Origin of the sequence: Stenotrophomonas sp. 610A2 (assembly GCF_030549615.1) — a bacterium.
Lineage (GTDB): Bacteria > Pseudomonadota > Gammaproteobacteria > Xanthomonadales > Xanthomonadaceae > Stenotrophomonas > Stenotrophomonas pigmentata.
In genome coordinates, this window is the sequence record NZ_CP130832.1 from 402,013 (window position 1) to 423,636 (window position 21,624).

General features: G+C 57.8%; 22 protein-coding genes and 1 tRNA gene. 14 read left to right on the forward strand and 9 right to left on the reverse strand.

Annotation, left to right across the window (positions count from 1 at the left end):
• Positions 1-4: 4 nt before the first annotated feature.
• Positions 5-292, reverse strand: coding sequence for a hypothetical protein (locus tag Q5Z11_RS01740; RefSeq protein WP_303748438.1), 288 nt, complete (start codon positions 290-292; stop codon positions 5-7).
• Between the two features lie 125 nt (positions 293-417).
• Between Q5Z11_RS01740 and birA the strand changes: the two genes are divergently transcribed.
• From birA to Q5Z11_RS01765, 5 genes are all read left to right on the forward strand, one after another.
• Positions 418-1,383, forward strand: a complete 966-nt coding sequence (birA, locus tag Q5Z11_RS01745) for a bifunctional biotin--[acetyl-CoA-carboxylase] ligase/biotin operon repressor BirA (protein ID WP_303748439.1) — start codon at positions 418-420, stop codon at positions 1,381-1,383.
• Complete coding sequence (locus Q5Z11_RS01750) at positions 1,380-2,117, forward strand: type III pantothenate kinase (protein ID WP_303748440.1); 738 nt, start codon at positions 1,380-1,382, stop codon at positions 2,115-2,117. Before birA ends, Q5Z11_RS01750 begins: the two co-directional genes overlap by 4 nt.
• 9 nt (positions 2,118-2,126) lie before the next feature.
• Positions 2,127-2,930, forward strand: coding sequence for an SPOR domain-containing protein (locus tag Q5Z11_RS01755; protein WP_303748441.1), 804 nt, complete (start codon positions 2,127-2,129; stop codon positions 2,928-2,930).
• Positions 2,931-3,035: 105 nt separating this feature from the next.
• Positions 3,036-3,111: transfer RNA gene (locus tag Q5Z11_RS01760), tRNA-Thr, on the forward strand.
• A 172-nt stretch (positions 3,112-3,283) separates the two neighbouring features.
• Positions 3,284-4,501, forward strand: a complete 1,218-nt coding sequence (locus tag Q5Z11_RS01765; RefSeq protein WP_303748442.1) for a tyrosine-type recombinase/integrase — start codon at positions 3,284-3,286, stop codon at positions 4,499-4,501.
• 127 nt (positions 4,502-4,628) lie between these two features.
• Here the strand turns inward: Q5Z11_RS01765 and Q5Z11_RS01770 are convergent, their stop codons facing one another.
• Positions 4,629-5,741, reverse strand: coding sequence for a DUF2971 domain-containing protein (locus Q5Z11_RS01770; protein WP_303748443.1), 1,113 nt, complete (start codon positions 5,739-5,741; stop codon positions 4,629-4,631).
• Between the two features lie 150 nt (positions 5,742-5,891).
• On the reverse strand, positions 5,892-8,837 hold the full coding sequence (locus tag Q5Z11_RS01775) for a DEAD/DEAH box helicase (RefSeq protein ID WP_303748444.1): 2,946 nt from the start codon (positions 8,835-8,837) through the stop codon (positions 5,892-5,894).
• 436 nt (positions 8,838-9,273) lie between these two features.
• On the opposite strand from Q5Z11_RS01775, the gene Q5Z11_RS01780 reads away from it, so the two are divergent.
• The 3 genes from Q5Z11_RS01780 (at position 9,274) to Q5Z11_RS01790 (ending at position 11,769) form a co-directional block, all read left to right on the forward strand.
• Positions 9,274-9,900 (forward strand): DUF4145 domain-containing protein, encoded by a 627-nt coding sequence (locus Q5Z11_RS01780; RefSeq protein WP_303748445.1) that lies wholly within the window; start codon positions 9,274-9,276, stop codon positions 9,898-9,900.
• 421 nt (positions 9,901-10,321) lie between these two features.
• Positions 10,322-11,278, forward strand: coding sequence for a DUF932 domain-containing protein (locus Q5Z11_RS01785; protein ID WP_303748447.1), 957 nt, complete (start codon positions 10,322-10,324; stop codon positions 11,276-11,278).
• Positions 11,275-11,769 carry a JAB domain-containing protein gene (locus tag Q5Z11_RS01790; protein ID WP_303748448.1) on the forward strand — a complete coding sequence of 165 codons (495 nt, stop codon included), beginning with the start codon at positions 11,275-11,277 and terminating at the stop codon, positions 11,767-11,769. Before Q5Z11_RS01785 ends, Q5Z11_RS01790 begins: the two co-directional genes overlap by 4 nt.
• Before the next feature lie 248 nt (positions 11,770-12,017).
• Here the strand turns inward: Q5Z11_RS01790 and Q5Z11_RS01795 are convergent, their stop codons facing one another.
• On the reverse strand, positions 12,018-12,365 hold the full coding sequence (locus Q5Z11_RS01795; RefSeq protein ID WP_082746590.1) for a helix-turn-helix domain-containing protein: 348 nt from the start codon (positions 12,363-12,365) through the stop codon (positions 12,018-12,020).
• A 165-nt stretch (positions 12,366-12,530) separates the two neighbouring features.
• On the opposite strand from Q5Z11_RS01795, the gene Q5Z11_RS01800 reads away from it, so the two are divergent.
• The 6 genes from Q5Z11_RS01800 (at position 12,531) to Q5Z11_RS01825 (ending at position 16,477) form a co-directional block, all read left to right on the forward strand.
• On the forward strand, positions 12,531-13,217 hold the full coding sequence (locus Q5Z11_RS01800) for a J domain-containing protein (RefSeq protein WP_303748449.1): 687 nt from the start codon (positions 12,531-12,533) through the stop codon (positions 13,215-13,217).
• Between the two features lie 22 nt (positions 13,218-13,239).
• Positions 13,240-13,455: a hypothetical protein gene (locus tag Q5Z11_RS01805; protein ID WP_062168854.1), complete on the forward strand. Its 216-nt coding sequence runs from the start codon at positions 13,240-13,242 to the stop codon at positions 13,453-13,455.
• A 23-nt stretch (positions 13,456-13,478) separates the two neighbouring features.
• Entirely contained in the window at positions 13,479-13,727 is a 249-nt protein-coding gene (locus tag Q5Z11_RS01810; RefSeq protein WP_303748450.1) for a hypothetical protein, read from the forward strand.
• Positions 13,728-13,828: 101 nt separating this feature from the next.
• Positions 13,829-14,782, forward strand: a complete 954-nt coding sequence (locus Q5Z11_RS01815; protein WP_303748451.1) for a toxin-antitoxin system YwqK family antitoxin — start codon at positions 13,829-13,831, stop codon at positions 14,780-14,782.
• Between the two features lie 90 nt (positions 14,783-14,872).
• Positions 14,873-15,496 carry a hypothetical protein gene (locus Q5Z11_RS01820; RefSeq protein WP_303748452.1) on the forward strand — a complete coding sequence of 208 codons (624 nt, stop codon included), beginning with the start codon at positions 14,873-14,875 and terminating at the stop codon, positions 15,494-15,496.
• A 255-nt stretch (positions 15,497-15,751) separates the two neighbouring features.
• Entirely contained in the window at positions 15,752-16,477 is a 726-nt protein-coding gene (locus tag Q5Z11_RS01825) for a MobA/MobL family protein (protein ID WP_303749949.1), read from the forward strand.
• A 176-nt stretch (positions 16,478-16,653) separates the two neighbouring features.
• Here Q5Z11_RS01825 and Q5Z11_RS01830 read toward each other — a convergent pair whose 3' ends face one another.
• From Q5Z11_RS01830 to Q5Z11_RS01850, 5 genes are all read right to left on the reverse strand, one after another.
• A complete protein-coding gene (locus tag Q5Z11_RS01830; protein ID WP_303748453.1) occupies positions 16,654-18,120 on the reverse strand; it encodes a YfjI family protein in 1,467 nt (488 codons plus the stop codon).
• Entirely contained in the window at positions 18,120-18,401 is a 282-nt protein-coding gene (locus Q5Z11_RS01835; RefSeq protein ID WP_303748454.1) for a hypothetical protein, read from the reverse strand. The genes Q5Z11_RS01830 and Q5Z11_RS01835 overlap by 1 nt, the downstream gene beginning before the upstream one ends.
• 107 nt (positions 18,402-18,508) lie before the next feature.
• Positions 18,509-18,742 (reverse strand): helix-turn-helix transcriptional regulator, encoded by a 234-nt coding sequence (locus tag Q5Z11_RS01840; RefSeq protein WP_303748455.1) that lies wholly within the window; start codon positions 18,740-18,742, stop codon positions 18,509-18,511.
• Positions 18,743-18,949: 207 nt separating this feature from the next.
• The gene (locus Q5Z11_RS01845; protein WP_303748456.1) at positions 18,950-19,498 is read right to left on the reverse strand and encodes a hypothetical protein; all 549 of its coding nucleotides are present in this window, start codon (positions 19,496-19,498) and stop codon (positions 18,950-18,952) included.
• Positions 19,499-19,584: 86 nt separating this feature from the next.
• A complete protein-coding gene (locus Q5Z11_RS01850) occupies positions 19,585-20,976 on the reverse strand; it encodes an NAD-dependent succinate-semialdehyde dehydrogenase (RefSeq protein ID WP_303748457.1) in 1,392 nt (463 codons plus the stop codon).
• Positions 20,977-21,624 lie beyond the last annotated feature (648 nt).

A 21,624-nucleotide genomic window follows, 5' to 3' on the forward strand; every position in this document is an offset into this window, starting at 1 on the left:
TGGATCAGCGGAACATTCCGGGCAGCAGACGGTGCCAGCGCGGTGCACGCAGGCGCGGCAGCAGGTCATCGTCGCTGCCACCACCGGCAGCACGCGGGGTGGCGGTCTTGGCCGGAACCGGGGTTGCCGGCGGGGCGTTGGCGATGCCAACGGCGGCAGCCGGGGCGGCTACCCGCTCCACTTCGGCCGGTGCGTAGCTGCACGCACTTTGGCCAGCGCCGCCGAGCGCGTCCGAAGCCTGCGCTGCAACCGGCGCCAGCAACAGGATCAGGCAATGAGCGAGGTGGCGCATCGTCAACATCCAAGGGCGGGCGAATTTCCGATTCTAGCCTGCTTTTTCTCCGGAATTGGGGGCCGGCGCTGGGCGCCCCCCGGGGCTTGCCGCATAATTTCCCGATCTGTTGTGAGGAAACTGCCGTGGATGACCGCCAATTGCTGGCCAAGCTGGGAGCCGGGGCGTTGTCCGGCGACGCGCTGGCGCGCGAGCTGGGGCTGACCCGGGCGGCCGTCTGGAAGCGAATTCAAGGACTTCGCGCTGCGGGCGTGGTGATTGAAGGCCGCGCTGGCGACGGTTACCGGCTGGCCCAGGCGCTGGAACTGCTGGACCCGGAACAGATCCGCGCGGGCCTGCCGGCAGCGGTGCTGCCACTGCTGTCCGAGCTGGAAATAGGCTGGACACTGAGCTCCACCAACACCGAATTGCTGCAGCGCAGCGCGCCTGAGCGCGGAACGGCGGTGCTGCTGGCCGAACGCCAGACCGGTGGTCGCGGCCGTCGTGGCCGGCATTGGGCCTCACCGCTGGCCGCCCACATCTATCTTTCGCTGTCGCGCGGCTTTGGCGGCGGGCTGTCGCGGATGGGCGGGCTGAGTCTGGCGGTAGGCGTGGCGGTGGTCGAAGCCCTGCACGGGCTGGGTTTCAGCCATGCCGGGTTGAAGTGGCCGAACGACGTGGTCGTGGACGGGCACAAGCTCGGCGGCCTGCTGGTGGAAGGCGGTGGCGAGTTCGCCGGGCCGGCGCGGGCGGTGATCGGGCTGGGCTTGAACGTGCGCATGCCGCAGGCGACCGCCGCCGACATTGGCCAGCCCTGGACCGATCTGGACACGCTGGCCGGCGCCGAGGTGTCGCGCAATACCGTGGTTGCGGCCTTGCTTGCCTCGTTGCTGCCGGCGCTTGAGCAGTTCGAGCAGCAAGGTTTGGCCCCGTTCCTGCCGCGCTACGCGACCATGGATGTGTTGCAGGGCCGTGCGGTGCGGGTGGAAGAAGCCGGTGTGCTGCACGATGGCGTGGCCTGCGGGCTGGCCGAGGACGGCGCACTGCGGGTGAATATTGATGGGCGGGAAACCTGTTTCCATGCCGGCGAAGTCAGCGTGAGGGCGGCATGAGCGATTGGTTGTTTGATCTGGGCAATTCGCGTTTCAAATTTGCGCCACTGCAAGGCGACCGCGCCGGCAGCGTGCAGGCCTGGGCACATGGCGCGGAGGCGATCACCGCCAGTGCCTTGGATGCCCTGCCGCAAGGCGATACCGCGTGGGTCGCAAGCGTTGCATCGGCAGCGCTGACTGCCGAGGTCATGCAGATTCTGCAAAGTCGCTTCAGCACGGTGTACGTTGCCAAAACCCTGCCGCAGTGTGCTGGCGTAACCGTGGCCTATGCGCGCCCGGAGAAGTTTGGCGTGGACCGTTTCCTCGGATTGCTGGCAGTCGTGCCCGCCCGGCAATCGGTGCTGGTGGTCGGTGTTGGCACCGCGCTGACCATCGACCTGATCGATGCCGATGGCCTGCACCGTGGCGGCCGTATCGGCGCCTCGCCAACGGTGATGCGTGAAGCCCTGCATGCGCGCGCTGTGCAGTTGCCGGCCACGGGTGGCGACTACGCCGAGTTCGCCAATGACACGGCTGATGCGTTGGCTTCCGGCTGTGATGGTGCCGCAGCGGCGCTGGTCGAACGCAGCCTGCGCCAGGCACAGCAGTTGCTCGGCAGCGAGCCGGTGTTGGTGCTACACGGCGGCGGTGCATTGCCCTTGTTGCCACTGCTGCCCGATGCCGATTACCGGCCTGCGCTGGTGCTGGACGGGCTGGCGCGCTGGGCAGTTCACCACGGCGCGTGCGCCGGGTAGGATCACCGCATGCTGACCCGCCTCCTTATCGTCCTGCTGGCCATCCTCAATGTTGGTGTCGCGCTGTGGTGGATGGCACCACGCGCTGAACCGGTCGCCGCTGCACCACGCCCCGAACCTGGCGTTGCCAGCCTGGAAGTGCTGCCTTCGCCTGCTGCGGACGCCGCCATTGCTGTTGCACCGGCTGCTGCCGAGGCCGCACCCGCAGTGGCAACGGATGCTGCTGCGCTCACGCCGGTGCCAGCCGCAGCCACTGCTGCCAAGCCAGCAGAAGTGCCGCCCGTTGCCACCGCAGCAGTAGAAACCAGGCCCACCGAAGCCAAGCCCGCCGAGGTGAAACCACCTGCCGTCGTGCAGTGCGCCAGTCTTGGTCCTTACGCTACCCAGGCGCAGGCACAGGCGGCGCTGACCGCGCTGGGCGCCGACGCGGCACGCCCGCGCCTGCGGGAAGTACCCGGCAAGGCTGCCAGCAGCTACCGGGTGCTGATCGCCCCGGCCGCCTCGCGCGAGGAAGCCCAGGCCACCGCCAAGCGCATCGTCGAGGCCGGTTTCAGCGATTACTTCGTTGTCTCCCAGGGTGAGGAGGCCAATGCCGTCGCGCTGGGCCAATACCGGAACCGTGAAGGTGCCGAGCGCCGCCTGGCCAGCCTGACCGCCGCCGGCTTCCCGGCCAAACTGGCCACCAGCGGCACCGAAATCGCCGCCAGCTGGTGGGTGGACACCGCCACCGCCGGTGCCGCCACCCCGGCCAGCTTGAAGCAGCGTGCAGCTGCCGCCCAACAACAGTCGTTGGATTGCGCGCGTCTGCGGTAGAATGGCGCGCCTCGCCACGGCGGGGATCGGGAAGCACCGGTTTCGACTGGGCTCTCCCCAGGTTGCAGCGCTACCATCGCGCAACCGCAGCACGTAACACGCCTTGCCGCTTTAGCTCAGTTGGTAGAGCAACTGTCTTGTAAACAGTAGGTCATCCGTTCGATTCGGATAAGCGGCACCATCGCCTGATCCTATGGCGTCCAGGCAAGTCCAGAATTCATACTAAGCCCGCAGAAATGCGGGCTTTTTTGTGCGCTTTGGTCCGAGCTTGTCCACGTACATCCAGCGACGTTGGGGGTACAAGTGGGGGTACATTTCGGAAAATGGAGTTCAGCAAGGAGGATGTACCCCCAATGGGTGCTAAGCAATTGACAGATATGGCCGCGCGCAACGCGAAGGCAAAGGACAAGCCCTACAAGCTGGCGGCAGGGGCAGGCCTCTACCTGCACGTGATGCCCAACGGGGCTAGATACTGGCGGATGAAGTACCGCTGGGATGGTAAGGAGAAACTACTGGCGATTGGGGTATACCCCGAGGTTTCGTTGAAGGAAGCTGGAGAAGCCCGGGATGAGGCTAGGGCGAAGCTTCGTGCGGGACGTGATCCCTCCGAGCACAAACAATTGAGCAAGCTCACGTCCAAGCTGTCAGTGGATACCCGTTTCCAGGCGATAGCCATGGAATGGCTAGAGTCCCGGGGGGACTTGGCGCAGTCAACGCGGGAGAAGGCAGCATGGATGCTTGAGACCTATGCCTTTCCTTGGTTGGGCAAGAGGCAGATCAACGAGATTGGCACTGCTGAGGTATTGGCGGTGCTGCGCAGATTAGAGGCTCAGGAAAAGATCGAGTCCACGCAACGTCTTCGCCAGATCTGTGGGCAGGTCTTTCGCTACGCCGTGGCCACCGGAAGGTTGGATCGTGACCCGACCAGTGCTCTTCGTGGTGCTTTGAAGACGGCGAAGAATAGGCACTACGCGTCAATCACCGATCCGGCGAAGGTTGGTGAGCTGATGCGGGCAATTGATGGGTATACGGGGCAGCTCGTCACGCAGTGTGCGCTCCGCTTTGCTCCCCTGGTCTTCACTCGTCCGGGGGAGCTGCGTAAGGCGGAATGGGAGGAATTCGATCTTGCTGCGAAGCAATGGAACATCCCTGGAGCGAAAATGAAGATGGGGGTAGCTCACGTTGTCCCGCTTTCCAAGCAGGCAGTTGCAGTACTTGAGGAACTGCGACCGGTCACGGGGAATGGACGCTACGTGTTTCCGTCCGTTCGGAGTTCAAGGGATCCAATGAGCGAGAACACAGTCAATGCAGCTCTTCGTCGCCTGGGCTACGGGACTGACGATATGACCGGGCATGGCTTCCGAAGCATGGCATCCACTTTGCTTCATGAGATGGGATGGACATCAGATGCGATCGAAAGACAGCTTGCTCACTCTGAAAGAAATCCCATTAAGGCTGCCTACAATCGAGCGGAACACTTGCCTGAGCGCAGGAAGATGATGCAGGCGTGGGCAGACTACCTGGATAAGCTGAAGGGGAAGGGTCAGCCGCACCTAAAGTTGGTGGGCTGACTCTCCGCTTTTATGTCTTAGATTGCCCTGCGCGGCTGCTGTCGCGCAGGGCGTCATGCGACCCAGAGCGGACATCTAAACCACTAAAGCATAGGTGTCCGAGTTGACTGATCTGTTAGAAGAGAGGTTATGAGCGCAAAGGTACCAATGATCTACGAACCTGTACCTGCTTCAGTCCGTTCTCGTCGAGAAATTCTCGTACACCTTGTTCTAGCAAATCATCGCTCTCTGGACCAAGCACTACTTCAGAGATTTCCAATGGGAAGTCACGATGCTCGGATGGGAGAATCTGCGTCGAAGGGATGAAAGGAATGAGTCTGCCGCGCGCAGCCCGAAAAGAGCGTCTAGGGCTTTCTACTCCGAGCTCTTCAAAGAGCTCAGGCATGTCAATGAACGTGAGTCGATACTCGTTTTCGGATCGGAAGGCTGGATCTTTGAAGAGAGTCGCAAGTTCAACCAATTTATCTATCTTGTGATACACGTCAGGAATGCGTTCGAGTCTATTCCCCTCCAAGTCCGCTTGAAACGCGGAAACAAGGTGGTGAGCATAGATTTCCACCAGCTTCTTCTGAGTGGTTGGGTCGTACTCAACTGCTTGAAGCAAACTCTGATTTACATGCAGCGATAGAGATTGCACTGGGAATCCAATGGCAATAGGACCGTACGCACGCCACTGACTAAGGCTGTCACCCTCGCCCGAGAATGAGGTAATGTAAATTCTCTTTCTGTCACTGCCGAGCTGCTCCTTCCACGTCGAGAGGAGATTGCCGACACTTTCGTCGGTTTCAGTATCAAGTAAGGCGTTCACGGCCTCAAGGACAAGGTCCAGTCCATAGCGCACCTCACGACGATCATTCAAGTAAGCGTACTCGGTCATCCAGACGGATCGGTTACTCACGATGCCGACAAAACCTTCCAGTGAGGTGTAATGGTAGACCGTGGTCGGAAAGAAATTAGGAACTAGCTGCAGTCGTCTAGCCTCATCCCAAAAGATTCGAGTTGTTTGAAACCAGGTCGGTAGAGTGCTGCTTTCCCAGCTGTAGTAGGCGCTACCCAGCGGAGAATGCCACTTTCGTCTCTTCCATCGACCTGGCTTGCTGCCTGCAATCAGAGAGATTTCCTCAAATTCTTCCTCACAGACTCCATTGGTGCATCCAGGGAATGCACAAGGAAACACGCCGATGACGCCGTGCTCGGCACACTTATTAGTGGGTAACAGACGCAAATTGATACGGCGCATGAGTAAGATCTACTAGATTTAGGTTTCGAGACTAGTGCTTAGTATGAGTCGTCAAGGGCTACTGATGTAATGGCTGCTCTTGCCCGCAGGCCGTAATGCGACCCAGTGCGGACATTGCATGTGTGTGATTACTTGAGCAGCCCAGTTGCCTCAAGGGCTAGCAATCACGCGCAAGTCGACGTCCGCAATATCACGCAGATACATGTAACTAGTACCAAGCACAGTCATGACACTGTCCGTAACACTAGCGGCAGAAAATGCAGGCTGCACAATGAAGAACCCCATTCGCATTTCAATATCTCGCGCTTTGAGCCTCAAGATGTCGATCTGCGACGGCGTGCCTTTCAGCAGTCGTTGGGCACCACTACCTTCGCCCGCGCTATAACGATCTAGCAGGCGTTGGAAGAGCGCGGGGCCTTTATGGAGCCATTTTGCTGACCTACTTGCCTGCCCAGCTACCACATACGCATCGTCCACACGCGCTCCCGGCTGTTGACCGCTACCGCAGTATTTGCAATGGTAGAGATCCACCGCGATGTGATCGGGTGCTTCCCGGATCGCGACAAGGTCAGCAATTTCACCGGCGCCGTCATCGTTGAAGATGATGTCGTAGCTATCGATGATCTTCTGAAGTGTGAAGCCTTGGACCGAATCGAAGTCCAATGGATGGGTCATCGACTCCCTATGGATATTGGTGCCTCCCCAATTCCAGGTCGATAGAAGAGCGGCCGGCAGCCGAACATTAAGCGTGGCGGGGGTGAAGTAGCGATAATTGCCAATTAGGATGGAGCCGTCGGCCTGTAGGAATCGCATGCGCTCGCGATCCAGGTAGTCATTGAGATCATGCTCTTTGCTGCCAATAAGCAGAGTGGCGCGGTCACTCGAATAGCGGTAGCCATCACTCTCAAGGTGGATCCGAATGGTTGTCAGAGCCCGTTCGTCGCCATTGTGCGAAACGGCCGACAACGCAATGGCTAGGGTGTCATCACTTTCCTTGACCGGCTGTCCCAGTTTGGTGCCCAGCAATGGATAGGATTCACCGTTGATGGTGATCGCGCACCGGCCTTCGGTTTCGACACCTAGCGCATCCGGCCAGTCGGCGAAGAAAACTCCGTCCGGCCAACGGCCGCTTAGCTTCTCCGCTCGCATGACGTTTCGAAGGATGGCGTTTGTATCGATTGCGGAGTTGTTGATCTTCGAGGCGACGACATCACACCAACGTACCCAATCGTCAATGGCGCCGGAATCCATCTTCCAGAGCTTGCCCTTGGCCGAACAGCCAGCGGTAGTGCTCTCACCGTCTGCGTGTCCAACGCCGAAAATGTTGGACTTGATAGAGCGGCCACTCTCAAGATCGTCCATGACGCGGTTGACGTCTTGTCCGACGTGCATGGTAAACCGCACGTCACGACCAGATCTGCTAAGGCCAACGTTCTGTAGCTTCAGTCGGTTAATCCCATACATGACACGAAAGACGTCGTCGCCATTGATGCGACGTGCCGACGGTGCAACAAGGGCCTGAAAGCGCGAGGTCTGCCGTTCGTCCCCAGTGCAGGAGATGAAGAGGGTTGAATCGCTTTGCCGGTAGTAGGCGATATATAGGTTCCAAGTCGAGCCATAGATAGACTCGCTTCTCGCCCAGTCAATGGGAGTGGTCTCATGCGAAACAGCCATTACAATCGATTCGTCGTCGCTCACCGAGTGCAAATGAAGCGTCTCGCCGGGCGATCCTAGGCTTCTTACGGCACGGGGACGCCAGTTCGATCTCGTCAGGCGGTAGGCGAGGCAGCTGATGTTTGGTGCTGGATTGAGAGCCGCAATCTTTGCTCCCTCAGAATCGCCTTCGAATTTTGATTCAAATTCCTGGCGCTGCAGCTCCCGTCCGATGCGCTCAGTGCTGACTTCACGAATGATCAAACTCCAGTCCGCGCTTTCTTCAAAGAGTCGCTTCATGGGGCTGTCCGCACGCTGGTTAGCGATGTTGGCGACGAACTTTGCGGTTCCAAGCCGCGTGTCCGTTCGAGTCAGGCGACCAATAAACTGCAGTGTGACCGCTGGGCTTTGATGTTGATCGTGGATTGCGGCGATCTTTAGCTCGGGCAAGTCAAAGCCCTCGCCGAACATATCGACGCAAACCACGATACGACTTTGCCGGCTTCGTATGCGCTCTAGATCCCGTTCCTTCGTTCTATTGCTCTTGCTGTGGATGACAACTGGCTCAAATTGCGGACCTAGTTCACGGTAGACCTCTATGATCCGGTTTGCCTTAGATATCTTGGCGCATCGCGCCATGAGAATGTGATCGAAACCTGCTTCTAGATCGCTGTTTAGCAGCTCAACAGCTTTGGCTGCAATAGTCCGATCAATCTCGCTGGCTACGTATTCACGAACAGGGAAGAAGTCAATCTTCTGGAAGTAGTTGTCTCGCTGCGCTTGGCTCAGGCTATAGTTGAAGATGATTTTGCCTTCCAGCCGTTGCTGGTCGAGGCGGAACGGCGTCGCAGTGAAGTAGGTGGCTGGTTTGGAGCCGAAAGCATTTCTAACGCGCCCCCATGTCATGGCGGCAACGTGGTGAGCCTCGTCAAAGATGAGGTGACTGAAGTGCGCAGCAAAGGCTTCCAGTTCGTTGTCATCTAGTTGGGCCAACGCGGCAGGCGTCGCGATGGTGACGTTGGAGGCTTCGATGGCTTGCACGTCGACTGCAGCATCGCGACCATCGATGCGATGGACAATCGGTGAAAGAACGTCGTCGGAAATTGCATTGATCGCCCTTAGGCGCTGCAAGCTTTCCAATCGATCACCTATCTGGGTGCGAAGCGCATCGGATGGCACGATCAGCAGTGTGCGCCGGAGCCGCCCCGCTATGATGATTGCGAAGATTGTGTCCGTTTTTCCCGTGCCGGTAGGCATAACAACGATCCCTGGCACTTCGGGATCGGAATCGAGATGGGAAAAGACAGCAAACGCAGCAGCGCGTTGGGGTTTCCGAAATCCAGCGAACTCATTGGCTGGCCCTTCGACAGCAAAATTTAGGGTGTGGTCGGCCCAACTACGGTAAACCACGTTATCGCGGTAAAAATCGACATCAACATCCATTTATCTCCTCCTGTGAAGCCGACTTCCACCTGCCGGCCGTCCGTCTCGATGAAGACGATCGACACTAAGCGTCCATTCTTCCAATTGATGGCGGAATCAAAAGTAGGAATAGTATTGTTCTTTGCTTCCTCCTAGGACAAGTGGACGTCAAGCTTGTAGCACACAAGAGTTGAAGTCAGGTCTGCATTGTGATGAGTAGGCATTTGGGAGTGTCCGCTCTTGGCCGCAGGGCGTCAGGCGACCCATCACGGCCATTGATGCGGCCGCCGAGCCTGCCGCTGGGTCCGGTTATACGCTTAGTTGTTAGCTGGACCCAGGCGGCATAAGATCGATGTGTTTCAACGGGAAGTCCGGTACAAGGGGCTTTGTGGGTAGATCGTATAACCGGATCCATGGGTCCGTCTATTAGGTAGTTAGGCCTTAGGGGAGGTCGCGGGTGCTGATTGATTGCCATATCTGCGCAGCAAAAGTTGACGCTGAGTTGCTGTGTGAGCACAGCGACCTCGATTTCTTTGCGACAAAGACTTTCTTCCTTAAGTGTCCATCCTGCGACTCAGCCATAGTGGCTGAGTCTCAGGAGGATTTTGTAGATAGCAAGACCGTTTGGTCTCGCCCAGTCAGGGTTTACCCCCGACCCAAGCGCGCCTTGGGGTCAGACATTCCACCCATCGTGCGCAACTCAATCGATGAGGCCGAGAAATGCATGCAATCTGGCGCGCATCTCGCCGCCACTGCTATGTGTGGCCGCTCTCTTGAGGCCATATGTCGTTACTACAGAACGAAAGACAGTTATTTGGGGGGTGGGCTCAAGGAGCTTCGTGACAAGGGAGTCATTGACTCGCGGTTGTACCAGTGGAGCGAGGAGCTTAGAGACCAACGCAACAACGCTGCGCACGCAACAGATACAGAAATCAGTGCCCAAGATGCCAACGACGTAATGACGTTCACGTATGCGATCATTGACTATGTCTTCCTGCTCGCGCAGAAGTTCGAGCAGTTTCAGAAGCGCAAGAATGATCGGGCTGCAAAGAAGAAGACCGTTGCCCCACCGGCTAAGGCCTAAAAATTAATCCAAGCCGAACCCGCTTCGCGGGTCGGCATAATTTCAGAGTTTCGACGTCCCCCTGGCCGATAGCCGTCGGTTGCCATGTCAGGCATAACTGTCGGGCGGTTGCGGTGCAACCTTTGATTGGAACTAATTTCAGACCCTTAGTACTACGCTGAAGCAGGATCCCCCTGCTTTGCGTGTGCGCCGCGCATCGGCGTATCGCTTCGAGTACTAGGCATGAAGGATAAATCCGAGTTCCTCTACTGCGTCTTCATCGTGGCTGCGGCCATCTTGTCTGCCGTAGCCCGTTGTTCGTTCACACGCCCCGACCAGTTCGGTCGCGATTCTTACGACTAAGCCAACAATCTAGATGGACCCACAAGGCCCGGCATCGTCCGGGCCTTGTGCGTTATGCCGTCTATGAAAGGAGACCGAGATGCATCACGTAGAAACCATGGCCTATGCAGGCCAAGTCCCATGGCATGGCATCGGAAGCCAGCTGGCTCCAGGGCAATCCATTGAAGTGTGGCGCGATCGTGCCGGCATGGATTGGTCCTTGGAGGAGGCCGAAGTGCGATTCGCCGCCGATGCTGAAGATCAGTATCCGCTTCGGGCATTCCCCGGGCAGAAGGTGCTTTATCGCTCTGACACCAAGCGACCGCTGGCCGTGGTGTCCAAGCGCTATCAAGTAGTTCAGCCGCGGGAGATCCTTGAGTTCTACCGCGACCTGACGCGGTACAGCGGCTTTGAGCTGGAGACGGCAGGCGTGCTTCGTGGAGGGCGGAAGTTCTGGGCATTGGCCCGTACGGGGCAGGGTGTGGCCCTGAAGGGCCAGGATCAGGTAAATGGCTATCTTCTTCTGGCTACGGCCTGTGACGGAACGCTGGCTACCACCGCCCAGTTCACCTCAGTTCGCGTGGTGTGTAACAACACCCTGCAGATCGCTGTTGGGGATCGAACCGGAGCCATCAAGGTCCCGCACCGCAGTGCCTTCGATGCTGACAGGGTCAAAAGCCAGTTGGGTATTGCTATTGAGGGCTGGCATGGCTTCGTGGAGCGGATGCGCATCCTCTGTGAGACACCAGTGGACCCTGATTCGGTTGATGGCGTGCTGCGAAATTTGCTCACGTATTCAGCGGCTCAGAATGGAAAAGTCATCGTGAACGAGCAGGCTGTAGCCAAGGTGCGGGCGCTGTATGACGGACAGGGTAGGGGGGCTAGATTGAAGACCAGCAAGGGCACGGCGTTTGGCTTGCTCAACAGCATTACCGAATTCGTGGACCATCATCGGCGGGCGCAGAGTACGGAGAACCGCTTGGATGCGGCCTGGTTCGGCCAAGGGGCATTGCTCAAGCAGAAGGCTTGGAGGGAACTGCTAGGGGAAGCCGCATGAATGTCTCGCTGCAGAAGCAGCGCCTGGAAGAGCTACCTGGCGGCTTGAACGAACGTGACAGCTTCGTCCTCTCCCAGGCATTGGAAATCCTAGAGAGAAGAGCAATGGTCAGTGGCCTCCTATTGGGAGATCCGGATGTTGCCGGCAGGTTCTTCCGCCTGCGTCTAGGGCATGAGATCCGCGAGCACTTCGAGGTGGCGTTCCTCGATGCCCGCAACCGCCTGATCGCCGTAGAAAGGTTGTTCTCAGGCTCGATAGATGGTGCTGAGATCCATCCCCGGATTGTCGTCCAACGTGCCTTGGCCCTGAACGCAGCAGCGGTCCTACTGGCTCACAACCACCCGAGCGGGCATTGCGAGCCATCAGAAGCGGATCGAGCCATCACCAGGCGATTGAAGGAAGTACTGGCGATGGTGGAGGTGAGGGTCGTCGACCATCTTGTGGTGTCGGCGAGCCAAGGCACCTCAATGGCTCAGCTCGGGCAGATCTAAGGCCCGGATACCTAGGAGAACAGCATGAAGGAAACGGAGGCGTCCTGGTCATCGACCAGGGCGGCAATGGCTCGTGCCAAAGCAGCTGAATTAGACCGGCAGGCCCGGGAGGTAGAGCGCTCAGCTGCCGATGGAAACTGGCGCATGAAGGCTCGGGCTAGAGAGGCGGCCAGCCGGCTTCGATTGCGAGCTGGGAGGTACCTGGTGGAGGCTCAAGGTCACGAAGAACATGATCTCCCACTCTTCCCCTAGCCCGCAGGAGGGGACTTGCCTTCTGCGTAGCCCTTGATCAAGTTCAGAACGGCTTGTTGTCTTGATGCTGGAAGACGCGCGACCAGAAGGATGACTTCTGCCAAGACGTCAGATGTGGCGTGGAAGTAAGCAACAGGAACGCCGAGCGCCTTGGCCAATGCTTCAGCGGTTTCGGGATCAGGATCTCGTAACCCCAACTCGTAGCGCGAGATACGTGGTGCGGCGCTATTGGAATCTTCCAAGCCCAAGACGGCCCCCAAGTCAGCTTGACTCAACCCAGCTTCCAGTCGGGCCGCGCGTAGGCGACGACCAAAGACGGATTTTGGAATGGACGGAGCAGGCATGGAAACGGCACAAGGCAAGCGGTGTCCAAGTCTGCCTGTTTCATCATCGCATCACATTTGCCATTATGGCAAATGATGGAAGTCGTGATCTTGCCCAACTGATCCCGTACCAACCAATCAGACCTTTCAAGAGGCGCGTGCGCTTAAGGATTGACGGATATCCAAATGTCACAAGAGGACTACTACGAAGTCCTCGGGGTTCGCCCCGAGGCACCCCTCTGGGAAATAGAGCTGGCCTACAAGGGCCGGCGAAGCCAGTACCACCCTGACCGCTACGCCGCGGGAGACGAGGCGTCCGTGGCATGGGCGACCGCCAAGATGCAGGCCGTTAACAAGGCCTATGCGGTCCTCAAAGATCCATACCAGCGCGAACGCTTCGACCGTAGCCAAGCGTCCGCCGGGTCTCCTGATCCAGGCCCGCGGACGGAGCGAGCCAAGGCCGCAGAGCCTCCACCGCTCCGCTCACTCCGAGAAGCATTGCAAGGGCTCGAGTTCAGCAATGAGCCCTTCGAACGCGTGTTCGTGGCTCCGCACATCCCCAGGAAGAAGCTCCTGGGCGCTCTGGACAGCTACGGGGAGAGGCTGCGTGCCCAAGACGTTGTCGTGCTCATCGACGACACCGTGTTCGGCGGTGCCAGGGAGGGCGTACTGATCACCGGAACCCAGATTCGGTGCAAGGCCAAGTTCGAGCAGGCTGAGATCCGGCTACTGGGTTGCCTGACCGAGATCACCGCCCACGGTGCGCACATCCGGATCCATGGCGAACCCTTCATCACATTGAGCATTCCCGGCCCGGATGACCTGAGACGGCTGTTCAGAGCCGTCAGCCACTACTTGCAAGAAACCAACTGATCTCAACCAACAGGGGAATGACATGAAGTACCTGATAGGCCTGTACGGCGTGACCGTGCTGATCGCGGCCATATGTTTCGATATCTGGGGGCGCTATGCCTACAAGGGGTTCTTCTACAACCTCGGGCAGGGCCTGGTCTGGCCCGTAGTGGTCTTCCCGTCATTCGGAAAGCTGATCGGCGGTGTGGTCTGGATCGTGGTGATCTTTGCCCTGCTCGTCCTGGTGAAGAGGCGATAAGCATGAGATCAAGAATCCGAAAGATGCTCACCGTTGCTCTCATTCCGCTGGCGCTGTGCGCTTGTACCAGCGAGCTGGACAAGGTCCGAGGCCAGTTCATAGACAACTGCATGAGCAGCGGCGCACCGAAGTCCAACTGCAAATGCGTCATCGACAAGTTGCAGGACCACTACGGCGAGCAGGGCCTGGTGGCTATCAACAGACAGGGCTACCCACCGTCCGACTTCGCCGAGCAGCTGTTCGTGGCAGCGGGCCAGTGTCGGAACCCCTGATAGCGCCTGACGTCCTGCCCACGAAGTAGGCCGCCGACAGTATCGCTCGTTGCCTCTGACGACCGAATGCCGGCCGCCCGACCATACAGACAAGGAACTCCATGAAAAGTATCAACTACGTTGCAGCCATGCTTGCTGCGCTTCTTCTTGGTGGATGCAGCAAGCCAATCTTGGATTGGCGCAATGCAGAACTGAGTAACGGCAAGATCTACGAATCAGGCTCCAACGAGCCATTCGACGGACGGGTGACTGGCGTACCGCACAAGCAGCTCGAACCGCTCCTGGGCTCTCTGAGAACCATCCTTCAGAATCTGAACACCAATCAGACCACCAGCATGACGGGGCTGCTGGGCAACTTGGACTATGTCTGCGATGTGGAGGTGGAAGGAGGGTTGGTAGGTGGCCAGTACACCTGCCGCTATCCGCAGTCACAGGTCGTCGCCTACGAAGGCAAGCGGACCGACGGTGGTCTGGATGGGGAGACAGTGTTCCATACGAAGACGGGCAGTCCTGGCGTCATCCTGACGATGCAGAACGGGCGCGTGGAAGGGCCGATCAAGATCTACTTCGCCGAAAAGCCTGGGCAACTCTCCTACCAGGCGACGGCTGTGAACAACGGTCTGGAAGGAGAGGCGATCAGCTACTACCTCAACGGCCAGGTCAAGGTGAAGGCCAACTTCAAAGGCAGCGTGCCTGTAGGGCTGTGGGAGGCCTACTGGGAAGAGAACGGGGCAGTCTCAGAGCGGGGTCTGTACGAAGGCGGAAAGCTGGTCTCGCAGACTCACTATCTGCAAGACGGCACGGAATACCTGACGGAACCGGAAATGTGGGCGCTCCATCGCTCGATTTCGGGAAGTGATGATTTCGCTCTGACGCCCAAGCAGGAAGTTCTGCTTACGGAGGCGGAGAAGCGATACAACGCAGTACGCCTGCTGACGCCGGCCCAGCGCGAAGCGAGGTATCAGGCGGAGCAGGAGAGCATTCGGGCTGACAAGATCGCTCGCGGTCTGGATCCGGACTGCTGGGTCTGTGACGGATCAGACAAGAGGAACTGATGCGGTAGTGAAGGAAGATAGCGGGCGTGCTTGTGCACGCCCGCTCCATGCGCGTGGTTAGTTTTTTCCAAAACGACTCCAGGAGAGGGTATGAAGAAGGTAGGTATGTTGGTGGCAGCCATGTTGGCCGTACTGGCACTTGGTGGTTGCAAGAAGGAAGCGGCTCTCACCCAGGCCGGTGACATCAACCTAGCCGGATGCGAAGTGCCGGCAGGTTTGACGGCTGCACAGGCGGAGGCGATCAGCTGCGCACCAGCGCTGGCAGAGCCCCCGATCGCAGCAGAGCCCTCAGTAGCTGCCTCGGATGAGAGCGTTATCAATGAAGCACTGGCTCGGCAGGCTTTCATCTTCGATCAGGCGGATGAGAACGTTGAAGCGAGGAAGTTCGCTGAAGGTGATCTCAATGGCGACGGTGTCAGCGATAAGGCCGTGTTGTTCGTACTGGAGGCGACCAATGGTGGTAATGCTTACGCCACGCATCTGGCTGTCTTTGTAAGAGAGGCTGGCGCACTGGCCTATGCCGACTCACTGCCGGTGTCTGGGTACGGTGAGGGCGTTCAGGGTTTAACAGTCCAAGAAGGAGCGGTTGCGATCAAGATCCTAGTACAGGGACCTGACGATGCCACCTGCTGTCCTTCAGTGGAGAAGAATGTGAGCTACGTTCTTCAAAACGGGAAGTTGATTGAAGCTAAGCCTGTCAATGCAGCGTACTGATTCAACTGATGCTCAAAGCATGATGAGTAGTTTCTTACTCCTAGGTGCATAAGGTATGAGAGAAACCGGCTACCAGTACCTACACAACCCCTAAGCAACGACATGCACTAGATGCAATAGAAGGGAGGGGGGCAATGCAGAGCGCGCACTTACCGTTTCTCCAAACTCATCAGGCTAAGTAGCTTTCAAGCCACCCCATAGAGGCCAGTGACCAACGTCACTGGCCTTTTTTCCTTCCCGACATTGAGGTTAACTATGAAGATCTTTCATTTGCAGCTAAAGACTGGCGCCAAGGGAAAAGCCGTAGGGCATAGTGATTACATACGTCGCGAAGGACGGTATCGGTCACGGGAGGACTTGGTCGACGTAGGGTGCGGGAACCTACCTTCTTGGGCAGAGGGGAGTGCTCGAGCGTTCTGGGCCGCAGCGGATGCACATGAGCGCATGAATGGTGCCGCGTACAGGGAGTTCATCGTTGCGCTCCCAAACGAGCTTGTCGGCAGTAGGTCGAGAGAGTTGGTGCAGGATCTCATTCACTTCCTGGCAGGTGTGAAGCCCTACGAGTACGCGGTGCATTCACCCGAGGCGTCCCTCGAAGGAGGAATGAATATGCACCTGCATCTGATGGTGTCAGATCGCATGCCGGATGGGATCCAACGATCCGCCCCGCAGATGTTCCGGAGGTACAACTCCTATAGGCCTGAAACAGGCGGATGCAGGAAGGATGCGTGCGGCAGAACGAGCGTGCAGGTAAGTGAAAGCTTGATTGAAACTCGCCAAATGGTTGCGAGCATCATTAACGAACACTTGCAGCGCAATGGCATCACGGAGCGTGTTGATCACCGGACATTGAAGGAACAGGGTGTCGGACGCAGTGCGGAGCGTCATCTGGGGGCTTTCCGTATCCGAGGCATGTCGGAGAACGAGCGGTCGGCCTACGTGGATGCCCGGCAAGCCATGAGGGGGCAAAGGGTGCTTTGACCTAGGCCGGACCATGAACCTGAAAACCGAGCGATTTCGCCCCAACTGGGGCATTGTCGCATCGTGTGCATGTGCTTCCGGTCTGAAAAGGCCGGGGCCGCTCCCTTCTGGTAGTCACCAGAACAGAGAAAGGCCGCTCCTCTCGGAGCGGCCTTTCTTGTGCGGGACGGCTGGGGTCAGAGTGCGCCAGGGCGATCAAAGACGGCCGGGTTGAGTTCAATCACGAGCTTCCCAGTGCGGCCGTAACGACCTTCACGTACCACGCGAATAGCGTTGTCCTCCATCAGCAGGTCCAGAGCGGCTGCGAAGCGCCCCTGATGGCGAACAGGCCCGCTTTTACGAACGTCATTGCGGTATGCCCAGTCGCGGCAACGAATCCAGTACTTCGTGCGCATGTACTCCATCAAGGACCGGGCGTCCTTCTCGTCCTCCGGCAGATCATTGTGGTCGCCGAACTTCTCAATGAACTCCTCCTGGTAGAAGAGCGCGACGTTGATCGCACGCTGCAGCGTCGCGCGCTCGATCACGTCACCTTCGATACCCTCAAAGTGATGGAAGATGCCGGCGATACGGCTGGCGATCTCCATGGTCTTGGAGGCCGCATCACGGATGCTGTGGTAAGCGCCGCCCTTGGCGAGTTCCGGCTCGATGATGTCGTAGGTGTCCTTCCACAGTGCCTTGGCATCGGTGGAGAAACGCAGCACCTTCTTGCTGTAGTTGCCATCGGCATGGCGGTGGTCGCGAGCTTCCAAGAGCGCGGTCATACGCTTGTGGAAAGCCAGCACGTTAGCGCCGTGCACCGGCTCCTTGTCGGTCAGCTCCTTGGCAGCACGGTAACCCTGGGTTGACTCGGGATGGCAGAACACGAAGCGAGCAAGAAACCCGGATGCCCGTGCCGTACTGTTCTTCATCTTCAAAAAATCCTGGAACAGTTCCTCCTGGATCATGAAACTGAGCGTCAGGCGCGGGTCGGTGACTTGGACTACCTCATCAGCGCGGTCAAGCATAACCAGCGAAGGGGCATCCCACAGCTTGTTCAGGGTCGCCGAATTACGGAATGCACCGCTCTTCAGGAGCGTTGCTCCCTCATCGCTGAGCATGGCGATGGACTTGCTATCACCCTGCACCGCATTGATCAGGCCGCGCTCGGTGGCGTCCTGCACGATGATGCGATTGCATGCCGGCTTCACTGGTTCGGCTGCCTTGTGCACAGCAAAGCGCTGACGCAACTCGGTGGTGTCACCATCCTTTGCGATGGTGCTCGTAATCAAGCGATTGATCGCCTTGCTCTCGATCTCCCAGAAGCCGTGATCGACTTCGTACTGCTCCATCGCGGCCTTGTACATATTGGCGTAAGACAATTCATAGTCGTAGATCGGCTTCATAACCAGCTTGTCCGTAGCCGTCTTGCGCTCGCCGGATTCCGCGACAGTCGCCAGATACAGCGCACAGGGCGTTGTTGCCCCATAAGGCAGCACGACATCGACGTCGGACTGGCATGCGATCGACATGCCGGTCAGGAACGATGTGGCAACCAGGGAATCCGGGGCCTGGATTGTCTCCATGGTTTCCTCAATGGCCAGTGCAACCGACTTGTAAAACTCGTTCACCGGGAACGCGAAGGTGGGGATGCGCTTGTTCATTAGAGTGCCTTGTCGGTGCTGGAGCTGGAGGTGGAGGTGGTGGCGGCCTGCGCTGCCATGAGTTCCTTGAAACGGGCGGGGTGCAGCTTCAGGCCCATTTCGCCGAGCTTTTCCAAGATCGACTTCTGGGTCACGTTATGCTGCAGGAGATCGGAGATCACCGGATACAGGAGCGAGAACAGCTGGCTCTTACGATGCTGCTCGTTCGGCTTGAGGCTACGCAGCGCGTCGGCAATGCTATCGGCCTGCGTCTGCAGGTCGTCGTTGATGTCGTTGGTCATTGATAAGTCTTCTACAAGGAGATGTGAGCCGCCGGTATCGCGGTCGGCTAGATGGGCAAGTGAAGTGTCACGCGCCTATTCGGAGCAGTCGCAAACAGGCTGCGGTACTACTGCTCTGCTACACCTCCTCGGACCTGCATCAGGCCGCGGATGTAGTCATCGATTTCGTGTTCGATGAAGCCGACACTGCAGCCCAAGCGAACGAGCTTGGGCAGGTCGGGTTTGTAGTAGGGCGACTTCTCGTCGATCCAGGTGTAGAGGGTGCTGCGGCCCTTGTTGAGTCGGGCCGCAGCGACGCGTACGGGGATGATCCGTAGCGGGAGTTGTGTGTTGCAGTTCATTACGCGCCTTCAGGGTGTTGACCTTGAAGGCGAAGGTACTATCTATTTAAAAATCAATTAGTTACTTAGCAAAAAGTAAAAATATATAGCTGCCAACTGGCAAATTTTCTCCACTGAAGGTGCTTTGTCAGGCAAATGGCATTACGGGATGGAAAGTTGTCAGTGGAGCACCCTGGCTTCGGCCTAAGGAAGAATGACTATCAACGGTCACTTTGCTTTTTTTTCAGGCAACATCCGCTTGATGTCATCGTGCCTGCATAGTTCGTTGAACTTTGCGTTGGCGGCCTTGAAGTTATCGATTTTTGCAGTGATGTCGTTGAACTTGCTCCTCAACGAGCTTCTCGTCCATCCACCCTTCGGGACGGGCAGGGCAAGAAGTTTCTTAAGGATGTCGTCGAGTTCGCCGGCTCTGTTTGCCCCTCTTACCTCGAGGCCCCGCTTTCCGTTCTCACGTGCGATGTTACGGCGACCCTCTTCGCTGGTCTGCTCGTGGGTCTTGTTTCTAGATCCCTTGAGAGAACCTGTGATCCTTGCTGCTTCCGTTAGGAAGTACCATGCCGCATCACGCTTCACATCTACCTTGGTTGCCTCCTTCAAGAAATCTTTCGCTTCTTTGATTGACATGAGTATGAAAAGGCGCGCCTCGGTGTTTGGGATTCCGCTTGCAATGTATTCTTCAAGATCTTTCTCAATGCTTCTATGTGCATCAGAGAAGTTCTTGGGCTTGCGGATGATTTCTACTTCGAATTCACTCATAGGAAGTCCTTTTCAACATGTGGTTAGGTTTGTTGGCGTGCTACAAAGCGGACAGCGCGTTCTTCGCTGTCCGCTTTGTAGGTGAGTCAGAAGGAGCCGTCGATATCGCTGACGACGACAAGCTTTTCGTTAACGAACTCTGTCAGACCCAAGTCGATTAGCTCATGGCCGTAGCCGGAGTTCTTAACGCCGCCGAAGGGGATGTCGGCTTTGACGCCTGTCGGTTGATTGATGTAGACCATGCCAGTCTCCAGTTGTCCAGCGACTCGCTTGGCGCGGGCGATATCTTCGCTGAAGACCGATCCGCCTAGCCCGTATGGTGAGTCGTTTGCCAGCTTGATGGCTGCACCCTCATCCGCTACGCGGTAGATATGGCTGACAGGGCCGAAGAATTCCGTGTGATAGGCCGGATTATCTGGCGTGATGTTGGTGAGGATAGTGGGCTGATAGAAGGCGCCCTTTTCTGGAACCGGCTTACCCACGGTCTCTGCCGTCGCGCCATTGGCAATCGCGGTATCGACCTGTTTGGCCAGTCCATCACGTGCGCCGGTTGACGAGAGCGGTGCGAGGGTGGTTTTAGGATCCAAGGGATCACCGGCGACAAGCTCGGCCACGCCGGCTCGGTAATGCGCCAGGAAGCTATCGTAGATGGCGTCCTCGACAATGATCCGCTTGGAAGAGACGCAGACTTGTCCGGCATTCCAGTGACGTCCAAATACTGCCCATTTCGCCGCTTTCTCGACATCGGCGTCGGAGAGCACGATGAAAGCATCAGCGCCGCCTAGCTCCAGCGTGCTCTTCTTAAGGTGCTTACCTGCCAGTGCAGCGACGGCGGAGCCAGCGCGTTCGCTGCCAGTGAGGGCCACGCCGCGAATGCGCGGGTCGGCAATTACTGTCTCTACATCATCGTGGGACACGAAGAGGTTGGTCAGTAAGCCTTGCGGCGCGCCTGCATCACGGAATAGTTGCTCCATGGCGAGCGCCGATTGCGGTACGTTTGACGCGTGCTTTAGTAGAACGGCATTGCCGGCTGTGGTCTGCGGCGCGGTAATGCGGATGACTTGATAGAACGGGAAATTCCAAGGTTCGATGGCGAACAACACACCGAGCGGCTCTTTGATCAGCTGCACATCGCCGTCGGTGAAACCTTTGGCCTGCAGTACGCGCGGTGCCAAGTCCTGAGCACCAAACTTCACGTAGTACTCCAAGATGTTAGCCGACAGCTCGACCTCCGCCTCGGCTTCGCCGATCAGCTTGCCCATTTCCAGGGTAAGTATCTCCGCGAAGCGGCGTGAATCCCTGCGTAGTAGGTCGGCGGCACGCTGCAGAACAGCGGCTCGCTCTGCCTGGGTGGTCGTCCGCCAGGACAGGAATGCTGCATGGGCGCTCTCTATGGCTGCGTCAATCGCAGCAGCATCAGCGATGGGAAAGGTTCTGACGGTTTCGCCGTTATAGGGGTTTACGGTTGAAAAGCTCATTCTCGTTCCTTTGGGGGAGGCGCGCTGGTTGAGACTTAGGCTCCAATCCACTGCCGGATCGCATGGGTCCGGAAGCGGTTCGGAGTCGGTTTAGCAAGGATCCAGTCGATGGATTCATGCCACTGCAACGATGAACCTTGGCGGATTCTTCTGTGTAAAAAAACCATAACCCAAGCATGTAACTGTTGATAACGGACTGTTCCGTCAATGCATGTTCCGACGACGTGCTGGTAATGACTGTACATAAAGTCCGTTTTCACGGAGAGGCGGTCAGTCAGCGCGATTTCGATACTTATGCAAACTACTGCGCCAAAGCGGGTCGAGTAGGTGGTCTCCGAGAAGTATGCTCGGGCGGATACTGGTCTGATGCAGTGTTTGCTGCTGATTGATGGTGCGCCCGTGTCTGCTCGTCTTCTTTTCACGATCAGCAGATGGGCGGGGCACTTGGCCGTCCGATTCAAGCGTAGTTCTGGCGCACAAGGATACGTAAGCTGGAAGCCTGTCCTGACTCGCTCACGATTTTGTAGTCAGCTCTCGCGACCGCTTTTGGCCGAAAGCAGACGTAAGCCTTCCAGGCATCGGACCGGCAGCCCCAGGCCTTGAGTTCAAAAGTGGTCACTCCTGCCGCGTAATTCCTGTGCTCATGCC

Coding starts and splice junctions, on each gene's coding strand:
- Q5Z11_RS01835 (WP_303748454.1), bottom strand. CDS start 18,401: ATGACCAACGACATCAACGACGACCTGCAGACGCAGGCCGATAGCATT.
- Q5Z11_RS01830 (WP_303748453.1), bottom strand. CDS start 18,120: ATGAACAAGCGCATCCCCACCTTCGCGTTCCCGGTGAACGAGTTTTAC.
- Q5Z11_RS01740 (WP_303748438.1), bottom strand. CDS start 292: ATGCGCCACCTCGCTCATTGCCTGATCCTGTTGCTGGCGCCGGTTGCA.
- Q5Z11_RS01765 (WP_303748442.1), top strand. CDS start 3,284: ATGGGTGCTAAGCAATTGACAGATATGGCCGCGCGCAACGCGAAGGCA.
- Q5Z11_RS01800 (WP_303748449.1), top strand. CDS start 12,531: ATGTCACAAGAGGACTACTACGAAGTCCTCGGGGTTCGCCCCGAGGCA.
- Q5Z11_RS01850 (WP_303748457.1), bottom strand. CDS start 20,976: ATGAGCTTTTCAACCGTAAACCCCTATAACGGCGAAACCGTCAGAACC.
- Q5Z11_RS01810 (WP_303748450.1), top strand. CDS start 13,479: ATGCTCACCGTTGCTCTCATTCCGCTGGCGCTGTGCGCTTGTACCAGC.
- Q5Z11_RS01795 (WP_082746590.1), bottom strand. CDS start 12,365: ATGCCTGCTCCGTCCATTCCAAAATCCGTCTTTGGTCGTCGCCTACGC.
- Q5Z11_RS01820 (WP_303748452.1), top strand. CDS start 14,873: ATGAAGAAGGTAGGTATGTTGGTGGCAGCCATGTTGGCCGTACTGGCA.
- Q5Z11_RS01840 (WP_303748455.1), bottom strand. CDS start 18,742: ATGAACTGCAACACACAACTCCCGCTACGGATCATCCCCGTACGCGTC.
- Q5Z11_RS01755 (WP_303748441.1), top strand. CDS start 2,127: ATGCTGACCCGCCTCCTTATCGTCCTGCTGGCCATCCTCAATGTTGGT.
- Q5Z11_RS01790 (WP_303748448.1), top strand. CDS start 11,275: ATGAATGTCTCGCTGCAGAAGCAGCGCCTGGAAGAGCTACCTGGCGGC.
- Q5Z11_RS01845 (WP_303748456.1), bottom strand. CDS start 19,498: ATGAGTGAATTCGAAGTAGAAATCATCCGCAAGCCCAAGAACTTCTCT.
- Q5Z11_RS01805 (WP_062168854.1), top strand. CDS start 13,240: ATGAAGTACCTGATAGGCCTGTACGGCGTGACCGTGCTGATCGCGGCC.
- Q5Z11_RS01750 (WP_303748440.1), top strand. CDS start 1,380: ATGAGCGATTGGTTGTTTGATCTGGGCAATTCGCGTTTCAAATTTGCG.
- Q5Z11_RS01785 (WP_303748447.1), top strand. CDS start 10,322: ATGCATCACGTAGAAACCATGGCCTATGCAGGCCAAGTCCCATGGCAT.
- Q5Z11_RS01825 (WP_303749949.1), top strand. CDS start 15,752: ATGAAGATCTTTCATTTGCAGCTAAAGACTGGCGCCAAGGGAAAAGCC.
- Q5Z11_RS01775 (WP_303748444.1), bottom strand. CDS start 8,837: ATGGATGTTGATGTCGATTTTTACCGCGATAACGTGGTTTACCGTAGT.
- Q5Z11_RS01815 (WP_303748451.1), top strand. CDS start 13,829: ATGAAAAGTATCAACTACGTTGCAGCCATGCTTGCTGCGCTTCTTCTT.
- Q5Z11_RS01770 (WP_303748443.1), bottom strand. CDS start 5,741: ATGCGCCGTATCAATTTGCGTCTGTTACCCACTAATAAGTGTGCCGAG.